14 protein-coding genes are annotated in these 14,217 nt (G+C 29.9%); 12 read left to right on the top strand and 2 right to left on the bottom strand.

Annotated features, from left to right (window positions below; all coding sequences use genetic code 11):
- Positions 1–219: 219 nt before the first annotated feature.
- Together argF and NSQ15_RS01150 are read left to right on the top strand one after the other, a co-directional pair.
- Positions 220–1,227 (top strand): ornithine carbamoyltransferase, encoded by a 1,008-nt coding sequence (gene argF / locus NSQ15_RS01145; protein ID WP_070453314.1) that lies wholly within the window; start codon positions 220–222, stop codon positions 1,225–1,227.
- Positions 1,228–1,250: 23 nt separating this feature from the next.
- Positions 1,251–1,463, top strand: a complete 213-nt coding sequence (locus tag NSQ15_RS01150) for a hypothetical protein (protein ID WP_070453311.1) — start codon at positions 1,251–1,253, stop codon at positions 1,461–1,463.
- An 86-nt stretch (positions 1,464–1,549) separates the two neighbouring features.
- Here the strand turns inward: NSQ15_RS01150 and NSQ15_RS01155 are convergent, their stop codons facing one another.
- A complete protein-coding gene (locus tag NSQ15_RS01155) occupies positions 1,550–3,190 on the bottom strand; it encodes an alpha-keto acid decarboxylase family protein (RefSeq protein ID WP_124760339.1) in 1,641 nt (546 codons plus the stop codon).
- A 166-nt stretch (positions 3,191–3,356) separates the two neighbouring features.
- On the opposite strand from NSQ15_RS01155, the gene NSQ15_RS01160 reads away from it, so the two are divergent.
- Both NSQ15_RS01160 and NSQ15_RS01165 read left to right on the top strand, forming a co-directional pair.
- Entirely contained in the window at positions 3,357–3,806 is a 450-nt protein-coding gene (locus NSQ15_RS01160) for a MarR family winged helix-turn-helix transcriptional regulator (protein WP_070453304.1), read from the top strand.
- Between the two features lie 233 nt (positions 3,807–4,039).
- On the top strand, positions 4,040–4,141 hold the full coding sequence (locus tag NSQ15_RS01165; protein WP_017637237.1) for an SE2200 family small protein: 102 nt from the start codon (positions 4,040–4,042) through the stop codon (positions 4,139–4,141).
- 90 nt (positions 4,142–4,231) lie between these two features.
- Here the strand turns inward: NSQ15_RS01165 and NSQ15_RS01170 are convergent, their stop codons facing one another.
- Positions 4,232–5,686, bottom strand: a complete 1,455-nt coding sequence (locus tag NSQ15_RS01170; RefSeq protein WP_029055919.1) for an alkaline phosphatase — start codon at positions 5,684–5,686, stop codon at positions 4,232–4,234.
- Positions 5,687–5,952: 266 nt separating this feature from the next.
- Between NSQ15_RS01170 and NSQ15_RS01175 the strand changes: the two genes are divergently transcribed.
- The 8 genes from NSQ15_RS01175 to NSQ15_RS01210 all read left to right on the top strand — a co-directional run bounded on the left by NSQ15_RS01175 (position 5,953) and on the right by NSQ15_RS01210 (position 14,158).
- A complete protein-coding gene (locus NSQ15_RS01175) occupies positions 5,953–6,120 on the top strand; it encodes a hypothetical protein (protein WP_017637236.1) in 168 nt (55 codons plus the stop codon).
- 21 nt (positions 6,121–6,141) lie between these two features.
- Positions 6,142–6,807 carry a response regulator transcription factor gene (locus NSQ15_RS01180; protein ID WP_046466948.1) on the top strand — a complete coding sequence of 222 codons (666 nt, stop codon included), beginning with the start codon at positions 6,142–6,144 and terminating at the stop codon, positions 6,805–6,807.
- A 5-nt stretch (positions 6,808–6,812) separates the two neighbouring features.
- A complete protein-coding gene (locus NSQ15_RS01185; protein ID WP_046466949.1) occupies positions 6,813–7,706 on the top strand; it encodes a sensor histidine kinase in 894 nt (297 codons plus the stop codon).
- Positions 7,707–7,812: 106 nt separating this feature from the next.
- Complete coding sequence (locus NSQ15_RS01190; RefSeq protein ID WP_107999988.1) at positions 7,813–8,565, top strand: ABC transporter ATP-binding protein; 753 nt, start codon at positions 7,813–7,815, stop codon at positions 8,563–8,565.
- A gap of 5 nt (positions 8,566–8,570) precedes the next feature.
- Complete coding sequence (locus tag NSQ15_RS01195; RefSeq protein WP_124760341.1) at positions 8,571–10,577, top strand: FtsX-like permease family protein; 2,007 nt, start codon at positions 8,571–8,573, stop codon at positions 10,575–10,577.
- A 122-nt stretch (positions 10,578–10,699) separates the two neighbouring features.
- Positions 10,700–11,494, top strand: a complete 795-nt coding sequence (locus tag NSQ15_RS01200) for a DUF4064 domain-containing protein (RefSeq protein WP_029055924.1) — start codon at positions 10,700–10,702, stop codon at positions 11,492–11,494.
- 358 nt (positions 11,495–11,852) lie between these two features.
- Positions 11,853–13,037 carry a 5,10-methylene-tetrahydrofolate dehydrogenase gene (locus NSQ15_RS01205; RefSeq protein WP_017636665.1) on the top strand — a complete coding sequence of 395 codons (1,185 nt, stop codon included), beginning with the start codon at positions 11,853–11,855 and terminating at the stop codon, positions 13,035–13,037.
- A complete protein-coding gene (locus tag NSQ15_RS01210) occupies positions 13,037–14,158 on the top strand; it encodes a 5,10-methylene-tetrahydrofolate dehydrogenase (RefSeq protein ID WP_124760346.1) in 1,122 nt (373 codons plus the stop codon). The genes NSQ15_RS01205 and NSQ15_RS01210 overlap by 1 nt, the downstream gene beginning before the upstream one ends.
- Positions 14,159–14,217 lie beyond the last annotated feature (59 nt).

Consider the following 14,217-nt stretch of genomic DNA (forward strand, 5'->3'; position numbering starts at 1 on the left):
GTTGCTTAGTCTTTTTCTTTTAAAATGTTTCATGAGAAACATCATGAAATAGTTTTATATTACAAAAACATATATACATAGAAAACGTATTTTGCTTCAGATTAGATAGCAACTAATCAGAATAACAAAGGGAAAAGCGCTTTTTAATTCATGCATAAATAATCATTATATTGAATCTATATTAATTTTATTGTAATATGTTATCAAGGAGTTGATGACATGAGAGAATTTAACTTTGAAGGTAAATGTTTTTTAAAATCGACTGATTATACTAAAGAAGAATTGAATTATATTATTGAAAAAGCACGACAATTAAAAGATGAAAAGAAAAATAATCAATCACATCAATTACTTCCAAATAAAAATATAGCTATTATTTTTGAAAAACCATCAACACGTACTCGAGCTGCTTTCAGTGTAGCGGCACATGATTTAGGAATGAATGTTGATTATTTTGGTCAAAATGAAATTCATTTAGGTAAAAAAGAATCTATTTATGATACTGCTAAAGTATTGGGAAGTATGTATGATGGTATTGAATTTAGAGGGCATGAACATGATGATGTGGAAACATTAGCAAGATATGCAAATGTACCAGTTTGGAATGGGTTAACGAATGAATGGCATCCTACTCAAATGTTAGCTGACTTCATGACTTTAAAAGAGGAATGGGGTACATTGGAAGGGAAAACGTTGACTTTTATAGGTGACGCTCAAAATAATGTTGCTAGTGATTTATTAGTTACAGGCGCTTTATTAGGTGTCAATGTAAACATTGTTGCACCTACGTCACGATTACCACAAGAAAAAGTAGTGACTATGGCTAAAGAATACGCACAACAAACTGGGGCGACAATACAATTAAGTAGTGAAATAGATAATACAATATATCAAACAGATGCTCTATATACTGATGTTTGGTTTTCAATGGGAGAACCTGAAAATGTTATAGAAGAACGTGTAGCAATGTTAAAACCTTATCAAGTGAACATGTCAATAATTAAAAAAGTTCAAAATCCGAATGTAAAAGTACTACATTGTTTGCCAGCTTTCCATAATACACAAACTAAAGTAGGTAACGAAGTTTATCAGAAATATGGACTCTCTGAAATGGAGATTACTGATGAAGTATTTAATAGTTCGTATTCTATTATTTTTAAGCAAGCAGAGAATCGTTTACATTCAATTAAAGCAATAATGGCATTAACTTTAGGAGGATTAAAATAAATCATTAAAAAGAGGTGATATATATGATTATAGAAGTCTCTAAAGAATTAAAATCGTTTCTTTATCAAAAATATGAAATAGAGATAGGTGAAATTGCAAGTAAACAAATTATTGATCATTTATATCCTATGATTAAAGATGAAATACATGAAGATATTAAATCAGAAATACAGGAACAGACTATTAATCATGTTATTGAAAAATTAGAAGAAGAAAAAATGATTCAGCATCAATAAAAACAATCCTCTTGAATAATGATCTAAATTTCATTATTCAAGAGGATTTCTATACAAGTAAGTTGTTATATGAAGTTAATGCTTAATTATTTATTTTGTGAAGCAAATGCTTTTGCAATATCGCTTAATTTAGTTGGTGCATCTTCAACAGCCATTTTGACTTCGACGAAATGCATACGATCATTATTAGCGTTTATGTTTTCAAAAGCATCTTTAAGTTCATGGGATGTGTTGACATCATGAACTGCAACATTATCGCCACCAAACACAGCAGGTAACGCTTTATAATCCCACATATGAATATCATTATAAGGTTCTTTCATACCATGAATTAATCTTTCAACCGTATAACCATCGTTATTAATAACAAATATAACAGGTTTCAATTGCTGTCTAATCATAGTAGATAATGATTGGACAGTTAATTGTAATGAGCCATCTCCGATTAATAAAATATTTCTTCTGTTAGGCGCAGCAATTTGAGTGCCTAGTGTGGCAGGTAATGTATAACCAATTGAGCCCCATAAAGGTTGACCTATAAATGTATTATCTTTATATAAAGATAAGTCATATGCACCGAAGAATGACGTTCCTTGATCAGCTATTAAAATATCATCAAGTTGTATGAATTCTTGCATCATCTTGAAATAAGTTGCTTGTGTTAAAGGTTGATCATCTAATATATAATCGTTATTTTCTTCTCTAACATATGAAGGGAAATCAGATGTATTTTTATATGAAATATTCATTAATCCTTTTAATAAGTTAGGTAAAGCAATATCGTTTGAAGTTGTTTCATTCATTTTAAAATAGTTGTGATTTAACATAACGACATCATCTATATCGAATTCATATGAGAAACCTGCTGTTGCAGAGTCAGTTAATTTAGCACCAATATTTAAGATGGCATCGCTTTGGTTAACATAGTTTTTAACATTTTCTTCAGCAATACTACCATCAAAGATTCCAAGATAGTGTTCATTTTCCTCATTAAAGGCACCTTTACCTAAAGAAAGTTGTGCTACTGGGATATTTGTTTGATTAACAAATCGTTCTAGCTCTGAATGTAATCCAAAACTATTAATTTCATGACCTGCAATAATAACAGGTTGCTTAGCAGCATTCAATTTATCTTCAATCATTTTGATATAGCTAGAGATATCCTGTTCTGTTGATTGTTTAGGTTGGAACGTTGAAGTCACATCTATTTCAGTCATAGCTACATCAATAGGCAAGTGGATATGAACTGGGCGACGTTCATTTATAGCTTCTTGAATTAGTCTTGGAATTTCTGTCGTTGCATTGTCAGGTGTAATGTATCCTTGAGCTGTAGTAATGGGTTCAAACATTTTTCTGTAATCATCAAATTTACCTTCACCTAATGAGTGGTGAACATATTTACCAGCAGATTCAACCGCTCGAGTAGGTGCCCCAGTAATTGCAATTACTGGTACGCGTTCGGCATAAGAACCTGCAATACCATTGACAGCACTTAATTCACCTACACCAAAAGTAGTGACTAATGCACCTAAACCATTGATTCGTGAATAACCATCTGCAGCATAGCTAGCGTTTAATTCATTCGTATTGCCAATCCACTCTACGTGTTCATGTGAAATTATATCGTCTAAAAAGGCTAAGTTAAAATCGCCAGGGACACCGAATATTTTATCTACTCCTGCAGCGTGTACTGCATTCATCAAATATTGTCCTACACGTTGTTTCATAACTCATTCCACCTTCGTTTATGTATTTGTATATTACATTTAAAAGATAACTTTTTAAGATTATAAAGTCAACTAACTTGACCTTTCTAGTTATAAGTATAAACATGACGAAATACTGAATTTTTATTATAATAAGTCTTAAACATAAGAAAAGGAAAGAAAGCAAATGTCGACAAATAAAAATGATTATGAACATATGTTGTTTTACTTCGCATATAAAACCTTTGTTACAACTGCCGACGACATTATTGAACAATATGGCATGAGTCGTCAGCATCACCGGTTTTTATTTTTTATCAATAAATTACCAGGTATTACTATTAAAGAGTTATTACAAACTTTGGAAATTTCAAAACAAGGTTCGCATGCTACATTAAAAACTCTAAAAGAAAAGGGACTTATCATAGAGAAAACGTCCGACAAAGACCGTCGAGTAAAACAGTTATATTCAACTGACAGTGGGAACGCGTTAATCAATGAACTTAATTATGCTCAAGACCACTTATTACAAACAATCCAACAAAAAGTAGGTCATAATTGGTACGATATTATGGAAGAACTAGCAATTCAAAGAGATGGTTTTAAACATATAGAACATTTAAAAGGACAAGAGTAATAAAAGATATTTTATAAACATATATCGTTTTATATCTAATTAAAAAGTTCTCCTGAAACAGTTGTCATTCATACTCATTCTGTATATTTGTGTTAAGTATATTAAATTTAATTTATGTTTTTTCAATCCTATTAGATTAAGGTTTTTAAAATTATTGGAAAAAAGTGTATAATTATGTCATAAGAATTTCAAAGCGATAATTGAAATGAATAAATTGAAAAGGAGTTTTGATGATGAAAAAATTAGCTATACTTTTAACTTTAGTTGGTGCAGGTTACTATGCTTTTAAAAGATATCAAAACCATGTAAACCAAGCGCCAAATATTGAATATTAATTTAGATATTTAATATAACTGTATACATGAAATTAATCCGAGATGAGGTATTACTCATCCCGGATTTTTTTCAATCATTTTTTTCAATCATTATTTGACGTCATTAGCGAAAAAGTCGAATATGTTTTTAGCACTATCAGTATTTTCTTTATTACCTGTAAATTTTTTAGAACCAGGACCATATGCATAAGTATTAACATCTTCACCAGTATGACCATATGTTGTCCAACCAGTATGAGATTCATCATTAATTGGTTTTTGGATTGCATCTTGAAGATGTGTTGTTTGTTCTTCTACTTTAGGATCTTCGTCATCTTTACTTTTTTTAGTTAATTTTTTAAGCTTTTTAGCTTCTTTTTTAACTTTATCCATTTGTTCTTTAGGGAAATCAATGCCATAGCCTTCTTTAATAACTTTTTCAGGATCTTTTCCTGATGCGATTTCTTTAGTCATATATGAGCCAGAATGTTTCATTTGATGTATGGCTTGAGGATTCCATTTATAATCTTTGCCTTTTGCAATTGTCATACCACCAGTAGAATGGTCAGCTGTAGCCACAACTAGTGTATCTTTATGATTTTTCGCATAATCAATAGCATTTGAAAATGCTTTATCAAAGCCTTGCATTTCAGACATGACACCTGTTACATCGTTTGGATGAGCAGATTTATCAATAGAAGCACCTTCTACCATTAGGAAGAATCCTTTATCATTTTTTTCAAGTTTACTTAAAGCACTTTTTTCCATATCAACTAATAATGGGTTACTATTTGGCGCATCAATTTGAAGCGGCATATCTTCTTCTGAGAACAATCCTAATACTTGTTTTTTGCTAGATTGATTAAGCTCATTTTTGTTAGATACTACATCGTAGCCATCTTTTTTAAATTTTTCATCAAGATTGCCGTTCTCTTTGCCAAAGTATTTAGAGCCACCACCTAAAAGTACATCTACCTTATGTTTGCCATTAATTTTATCTTTATAAAATTGTTTAGCAATCTCGTCTTTTTTATCTCTTGAATCTACATGAGAAGCATAGGCAGCTGGTGTTGCGTCAGTGAGTTCAGCAGTTGATACTAATCCAGTTGATTTGCCTTTTTCTTTAGCGTCTTCTAAAACTGTTTTAACTTTTTTCTTATTTTCGTCTACACCAATGGCACCATTATACGTTTTATGACCAGAACTAAATGCAGTTGCTCCTGCAGCTGAGTCTGTCACGTTTTCTTTAGGATCGTTTGGATATGTACGATTCGTACCCTTTAAGTATTTATCAAAAGTGGTAGGATTCATAGATTTTGCAGATGGATCATTTTGGTAATAACGATAGGCCGTATTAAATGATGGACCCATACCATCACCCACTAAAAAGATGACATTTTTTGGATTTTTAGTATTACCGAAGGCTACTGCGTCATCTTTGTTTTTATCCTTACTTTTATCAGCATTTGTTTCTGAAGCTGAAGATATATTTGTCGTACTTAATAATGTTGCAGCGACTATGCTACCCGACAACAAATACTTACCAATATGTTTAAAAGATTTCATTAAAAAAGCCTCCTAAAATATGTATATACTCATTACATTTTAATTATAAGAAAATAATTTTGACTGTTTATGATATTCATGTAAATAGATTGTAAATCTATAATAAATTTTAATTACATTAAGAAATGTAAAAGTAAATCACTCATAACAAATGTATTTTTTATAATAAAGATGTAAAATAGATAATAAATACAGTGTAGTAAGAGAAATTAAGGTGTGTATTTACCATCGTAACTTCTTAAGCTAATATGACTGAGGTGAAGAAAATGATATTTGTCATGTTATCCCCATTATTTATAGTAGGTTTTATTGCTTTAAGTATTTATGAAGAAAAAAGAAGAAAAAAGAACCAAGAAGCTAAAAACAATCAAAATGAAAATCATATTCAACATCAAACTGATGAAAAAGATAAACATCAAGATAAAACAATTTAGCGCAACGAAAGGTGTATCTTAATGAAGATTTTTATAGTAGAAGATGATTTTGTCATTGCAGAAAGTTTAGCTAATGAACTTAAAAATTGGAATTATGAGGTAAGTATAGCTAAACAATTCTCAAATATTTTAGATGACTTCATCACATATCAACCTGACATAGTATTGTTAGATATTAATCTACCGACATTAAATGGATTTCATTGGTGCCAAGAAATAAGAAAGATTTCTAATGTGCCTATTATATTTATCAGTTCTCGAACGGATAATATGGATCAAATTATGGCTATCCAAATGGGTGGCGATGACTTCATAGAAAAGCCATTTAATTTATCATTAACGGTTGCTAAAGTTCAAGCTTTACTTCGTCGTACCTATGATTTAGCAGTTTCCAATGATGAATTAACTGTCAAAGGTTGTAAGTTAATTATTGATGAGGCCAAAATTATTTATAACGAAGAAGCAATACAATTATCTTTAACAGAACTTCAAATCATAAAGTTATTATTCCAAAATGAAGGGAAATTCGTTAAACGCAATGCTTTGATTGAAAAATGTTGGGAATCTGAAAATTATATAGATGATAATACATTAGCCGTTAATATGACGCGACTGCGCAAGAAATTAAATCAAATTGGTTTAAAAGACTTTATTGAAACGAAGAAAAATGTTGGATATAGGGTGTAAATAAAATGATGTTACCTTTTATAAAAACAATTAAAAATGAAATTGCAATCGTCACATTAATATTATTATTATTTGCTGTGATCTTTTTTGTATTTTCACTTTCAATGAGTGCATTGCTGCTTGGTATTGCTATTGTTTTATTTATTATGCTGATTTATTGGTGGATTAGTTATTTAGGATTTCAAAAACAAGTTAATCTTAAACATAAAATAGAGGTACTTGAAGAAGAATTATTTGAAACAAAAAAACGACAAGCTGAATATCAAAAAGATATTGAAAGTTATTTTTTAACATGGGTACATCAAATTAAAACACCTATTACTGCCACCCAATTATTATTAGAACGTAATGAACATAATGTTGTTAATCAAGTAAGACAAGAAATAGTACAAATAGATAATTATACTAGTCTAGCATTAAGTTATTTGAAATTACTTAATGAAGCTTCTGATATGAGTATTTCAGAAGTAAAAATTGACGAGTTAATCAAGCCTTTAATTATGAAGTATCGTGTACATTTTATTGAACAAAATACTAAAATCCATTATCAATCAGTTGATGATAACGTATTAACCGATGCACAATGGGCATCTATATTAATAGAACAGTTGTTAAATAATGCATTAAAGTATGCACGTGGCAAAGATATTTGGATTAACTTTAACTCAGAAACAAAACAATTACATATCAAAGATAATGGTATAGGTATTAGCCAAGCAGATTTACCGAAAATCTTTGACAAAGGATATTCTGGATATAATGGGAGTCTTAATGAATCATCTAGTGGTATAGGTTTATTTATTGTTAAACACATATCTCAACATCTTAATTTAAACGTTGAAGTAGAATCAAAATTAAACAGTGGTACGCAATTTACGATTGATTTTCCAAGAGAATGATAACTTTCAAAATTGTAAGGTAACCAACAACATTTGTAAGAAATTATAAATGTTGTTGGTTATTTTTTAATATAAAATAGGTAATGATTAGGAAAGGAGCGTCCATATGTTATTAGAAGTGAAGCAAGTTAAAAAAGTGTTTGGCAAGGGGCTAAATAGGACAGAAGCATTAAGTGATATGAATTTATTTGTTGATAAAGGTGAATTTGTAGCTATTATGGGAGAATCAGGTTCTGGAAAAACAACTTTACTTCAACTTATTGCGACGTTCGATCAATTGACAGAAGGAACGATTCAAATCAATGGTCAATCATTAGCATCACTGAAATCGAAAGATATCGCTTCATTTCGACGGGAACAATTAGGTTTTGTCTTTCAAGACTTTAATTTATTAGATTCAATGACTAACAAAGATAATATTTTAATGCCATTAGTTTTAGCTAATAAACCAGTTAAAGTTATGCAACAGCGTATTGATAACTTAGCTCAGCGTCTTAATATTAGTGATATATTAAATCAATTTCCTAACCAAATTTCTGGAGGACAAAAGCAACGAGTAGCTATAGCAAGAGCGCTTATTACACAACCCCAAATTTTATTAGCTGATGAGCCCACTGGTGCACTTGATTCGAAAAGTTCAAAACATTTAATGCAATTATTTCAACAAATTAATCAACAACAATTACAAACGATTTTGATGGTGACTCATTCTAATATTGATGCTTCATATGCGAATAGAGTCATATTTATAAAAGATGGACGTTTGTACCATGAAATTTATCGTGGAGAAGAAAGACAATCAGAATATCAAAAGCGAATTGCTGATAGTTTAGCTATCTTAAATAATGGGAGGGAGTAAATGAGATGCCCTTTTCGATGATTTGGACTATGGTTAAGCGTCATTTTGTAACACAACGACATATCATCTTACCATTTATTTTATCTTCAAGTATTATATTTGCTATAGAATACATATTATTATCTATTACGACTAATTCATATATACAACAACATCACCAAATGCTAGGTATGTTTGCAATTATTGGTAATGTATTCATGTCATTATTAGCTGTCATTTTTATCATTTATGCCAATCAATTTGTAATGAAACAACAACAAAAGACATTTTCACTGTATCTTATTTTAGGAATGGAAAAGAAACATATTAGAGTGATGTTACTTATTGAACATATAATAAAATACTGCATTATAACGATAATTAGTATCGTGGGTGGATATTTATTTGGATCATTATTCTTTATGTTAATCAATAAAATTACGACAGGTCATCAAACTAGTTTACGTGCATATCCATTTGATGTTAAAGCAATGTGGATTACATTATTGTTGTTATTTATAGTGATGTTATTACTTTTTATGATTAATCAATTTAAAATCACGCTACAAAATCCTATGCAATTAATTAATAAAAAGGTTTATCACAAGCGACGTTATAAAAAAGTGATCAATTATATACTTCTACTTGTAGGCATTATTCTTGTGGGCAATGGTTATAGAATTGCATTGCAGGACAATACGCCTGTTGAATCTTTTTTTGCATTGTTTATAGCTATATTTTTCGTGTTTTCTGGTACTTATTTATTATTTGTTTCATTCAGTGTGCTTATAATAGAAAGATTACAAAAATTGCCAAAGTATTATTATCAACCTAAGCATTTCTTTTTAATTTCTGGTCTAAGAACACGCATGAAATCTAATGCTATTGGTTTGGCGAGCATAGCACTACTTTGTACTTTCTTAATTGTTACTTTAGGGATGACAGTAACTACATATAGAGGTTTAGATAAAAATGTAAATGAAATGTGGAAAAACCAATACGTTACAAGTGTAGATGGCGACTATCATCATAATCAACAAACGGCTAAAAAAGTAAAAAAAGTAATTAATGATATTAAACAGAAGACGAATGCTGATACGTCTAAAGTTTATACGCAATCATTGTTTAATGTATATTTGGATGCTAATTCAGAATATCAAAGATTATTAAAACCGAGTGAAACACCAAATAAATTTAATATTGATCCAGGGAGTAATAAAAATATATTTATAACGGTTATGAATTTAAATGACTATAATCAATTTAATCGTCATCTCCATCTTAAAGATAATGAAGTTGGCGTAAACACTAATATGAATATTCTAGATGATTCTGACAAAATAGTCATACAAGGTAAACCTTACCATATAAAACGTGTCCATCAGACTAACGTTAATTCTCTAAGATTCAGTGAAAATATTAATTTGATAGTGAAAAATGATAGGGAATTAAATCAAATAGTTAACTACTATAACAAGTCGACATCACAATCGAACATGCATTTAACAAATACGACGATAGAGTTTAATGACTATGAGTTAAAAGGAAATGATTCACCGATAATACATGAGATTGAACGAAAACATGATATAGATATTAGTACTTATGAGCAATTTAAGAACGTTTGGTACAACATTAATGGAGGACTTATATTTGTTGGAAGTTTAGTATCATTAGTTCTATTTATTGGCATATTTTTAATTATTTATTACAAGCAAGTTTCTGAAGCACAAGAAGATGTTCAAAATTATCTTACTATGGAACATTTAGGTATTGATAATCAGAAAATCAAACACATATTGGATCAACAATTAATATGGTTATTTAGTATTCCTTTTATCGTAGCTATCATTCATACATTATTTGCTTCTAAAATTATATATGAAATTTTAGGTTTGTTTGGAGAAGTATACATAGGTATATATATTACAAGCTTTATAAGTATTGTTCTCATTGTAGGTATAATTTATTTTATTATGTATAAAATGACATCTTATTTATTTACAAAATTAGTAAAACAATTAAAGAAATAATACTTATTAAACATTGATATAATAGGGATAATTAAAATTTTATGAATTTAATTTAATAATTTAAGCATATATTAATATTCATTTGGGTAATGATTAAGAAATAGAGAAAGAGGTGTAAATTGATGAAAAGAACAATTGAACGCATCCTTGCTTGGTTAGGGATCATTACTCAATTATTTGTAATATTAATTTTAGGGGTAGCATCATTATTTGGTGGAAGAAGTGAAGTGCAAAGTGAAATAAAAAGACAAGCGAAAGAACAAGCAGCTTCTAATCCGGCCGTAGACTCAACATCACACATGTCTGAATTATTACCTTCAATCTTTAAAGTAGGTCTAATATACGGTTTAGTTATTTTTGTAATTGCAATAATTGCAACGTTATTAATAAAAAAACATGCAAAATTAGCAGGTATCTTATTATTAATTGCAGGAGTCCTATCATTAGTGATGAACTGGATAGCAGCATTATTCTGGATAATTGCTGGTATTATGTTATTAGTTAGAAAAAACAAACAAGTAGACAATCATAATGATGACAAGCATAGAAATAATGAACATCATACTAATGATCAACATAACGATAATCAACGTCATCATGAAACTGATGAAAAAAGAAATGACCGTGTAGTAGATAATCATAATGATTATGACAATCAACGTAAAGAAGACAATGTTCATAGAGAACATCGTGAAGATATAGATAATCATTTAAAAGATGATAAACAAAGAGATAACAATGTAGACAATCATCGTGATTCATATGAAGAAGAACATAGAGAAGATGATCACTTTAATGAACATAATCATCACGAAGAATTAAGTCGTCAAAAAGATAAATTAAAAAAAGACGATTCTAACAAAGATGATTTCACTGACGAAGTAACACGTCGTTTTAACGATAATAAAGAGAAATAATTAAAGTAATATCTATAAAAAGTAAATAGGCTTATTTTTAATTCAACACATTGAAAGGAAATCAATTGAGTTCCTTTCAATGTGTTTTGTGTTTGAGATTAAACTTATTTATTTTAGACTATTATTTGCTAAAAAAAGTAAATGTATAAAAAGATTGTTTGTAAATGTTAATAAATACAGTTATTATGTATTATTGTCTGCTAATTCTTTTTAAAAGGTTTAAAAAGGAAAAGTTAGGTAATAATAAGATTTGCATATCATTATATTTATATATACTAAAATAGTTTCTGCTATTTTTATTAATAATAGGTAATTAGACCAAAGTTTCAAAAATTATATAAAGAAAGGAGGTATGACGATGTATACAGTAGGTTTAGTACCATCTCCAGGCGTAGCGCACGAGCATGTGACAAAAATCATTCCTAAAGTAAAACGCTTATTATCACAACGAATTAACGATGATAGTCAGTGGAACTTTGATGTAAAAGAAGATTTAATCATTGGATCTGCGGAAGATGTACACGAAAGTGTTGATAAAGCTGAACAAATTAAAAATGAAAAAAATTGGGATTTTGCAATATGTGTGACGGATCTTCCAAGTATTTCAGGAAAAAGAGTTGTAGTGAGTGATTTTGATAATGACAAACAAGTTGCAATGTTGTCATTACCCTCATTAGGAGCAATTGATTTAAAACGAAAGTTAATCAGTAGTATCACAACTATGATTGAACAACTTTATTATAATGAACCCTTAAAGAAACCTAGTACACACCCCCTCATACATTTACGTTCTGTTGAACCTGCAGAAGATGAATCCGCTAAAAGACGCTATATCAATACATTAATGTTAATAAGTTGGATTCAGTTAATATGTGGCTTAACACGAGCAAATAAGCCGTGGAAGAATGTATTTAACTTTAAAAAAATTATTTCTGTAGCCTTTGCGACTGGAACATATGTCTCAATTTTTTCAATGCCATGGGAACTCAGTGTTATTTATTCACCATTAAGATTTATTATCTTAATGATTATATCAATAGTTGGGATGGCAGGTTGGCTTTTTTACGCCCATAGATTAATTGAAAGAAAAACAGCTAAATCTCAAAGGACTTATAGATGGATATATAATGCGACTACAATGTTGACACTTGTTGTCATTACTCTTATTAACTATTTTGTATTATATATACTGTTAACTATAAGTATTACCTTATTCGTACCAGTAAGTTTATTTAATAGTTGGACAAGTGCACAAGCTGAATTTACATTTATGAATTACGTTAGATTAATTTGGTTTGTTTCCTCACTTGGTTTATTAGCTGGTGCAATGGGATCAACAGTTGAAAATGAAGAAAAAATCCGTAAGATTACTTATTCATATCGTCAGTACCAACGTTATAAAGAAGCTCAAGAAGAACAACAAGAGGAAGAACAGCAACATGATCCATCACATCAAGAAGTGGAACAGCAATCTTCAAGTGATGATCGTAATGATGATTTAAACAAAGGCAAGAAACAAGAGCACAGAGAGGAGGGACGCTAATGTCGCAACGAAAAATGATTGGTTTAGTAGTAGCACCTGGTGTTACAGAAGCACTTGCAGAAAAAATAATGGAAGATGTTCCTGATATTTTATCTGATCAAAATGAAAATCAATATGAATGGGAAATTGACTTAGTTGTCGATCCTCTGACTGGTTATGCTGAAAATGTAGAAGATATATTTAGTAAAGTTCAAGAGTATCACGATGAACGTGAGTGGGATTACGTTCTTGCAATTACAGATTTACCTATTTTTCATCAACATCGTGTGATGGCTGTAGATATTAATATGAAAAATGGTGCTGCTATCTTTTCTTATCCTGCATTTGGTTGGAGACCAGTTAAAAAGCGTTTTAAAAGTGCGATTTTAACAATTATCAATGAAGTGCATCATGCTGAACAAGATCATCGTGACTATGATGAAAATAACAATATTGAACAAAGTATAAAGCAACAGTTTCCTTTATCTAAAATCGATAAAACGCAAGTATATTTAGAAAATACAGAGACTCATCATACACGATATTTATCAAGCTCTAGAACAAGAGGTATGTTTAGGTTAGTTAGCGGCATGACATTTGCGAACAATCCACTCAATATGATGGCTAGTTTAAGTAATATTGTAGCTATCGCTTTTACTACAGGCGCCTTTGGTTTAATATTTACTACCATGTGGCAGATGGCTGACAATTTCTCAATGTGGCGATTATTTGGTATCTCTATTATTGCAATATTAGGTATGTTGCTATGGATTATGGTGTCACATGATCTGTGGGAATCTTCAAAGCACAGCAAAAATAAAAGAATCACCTTATTATATAATTTAACAACTGTTATGACATTGTTTATTGCAATTATCATATATTATATTATTCTCTATTTAATGTTTTTATTCGCAGAATTAGTTCTTTTACCAGCAGATTTCTTAGGAAAACAAATTAGTCTTAAAGGTCCAGCTGGCCATGATTTATATTTAAGCATTCCTTGGTTTGCAGCATCTATTTCCACAGTAGCAGGTGCTATTGGTGCTGGATTACTCGATGAAAAATTAATAAAAGAAAGTACGTATGGTTATCGACAACGCATTCGATATGAAGACACACATCAAGACCAGGATTCATAAAAAGTATCGCCCTTTTTGGAGCGGTACTTTTTTATTAATTGATAGGATTAAAACAATTA

Source organism: Staphylococcus sp. FSL W8-0774 (assembly GCF_038006785.1).
GTDB lineage: Bacteria > Bacillota > Bacilli > Staphylococcales > Staphylococcaceae > Staphylococcus > Staphylococcus pasteuri.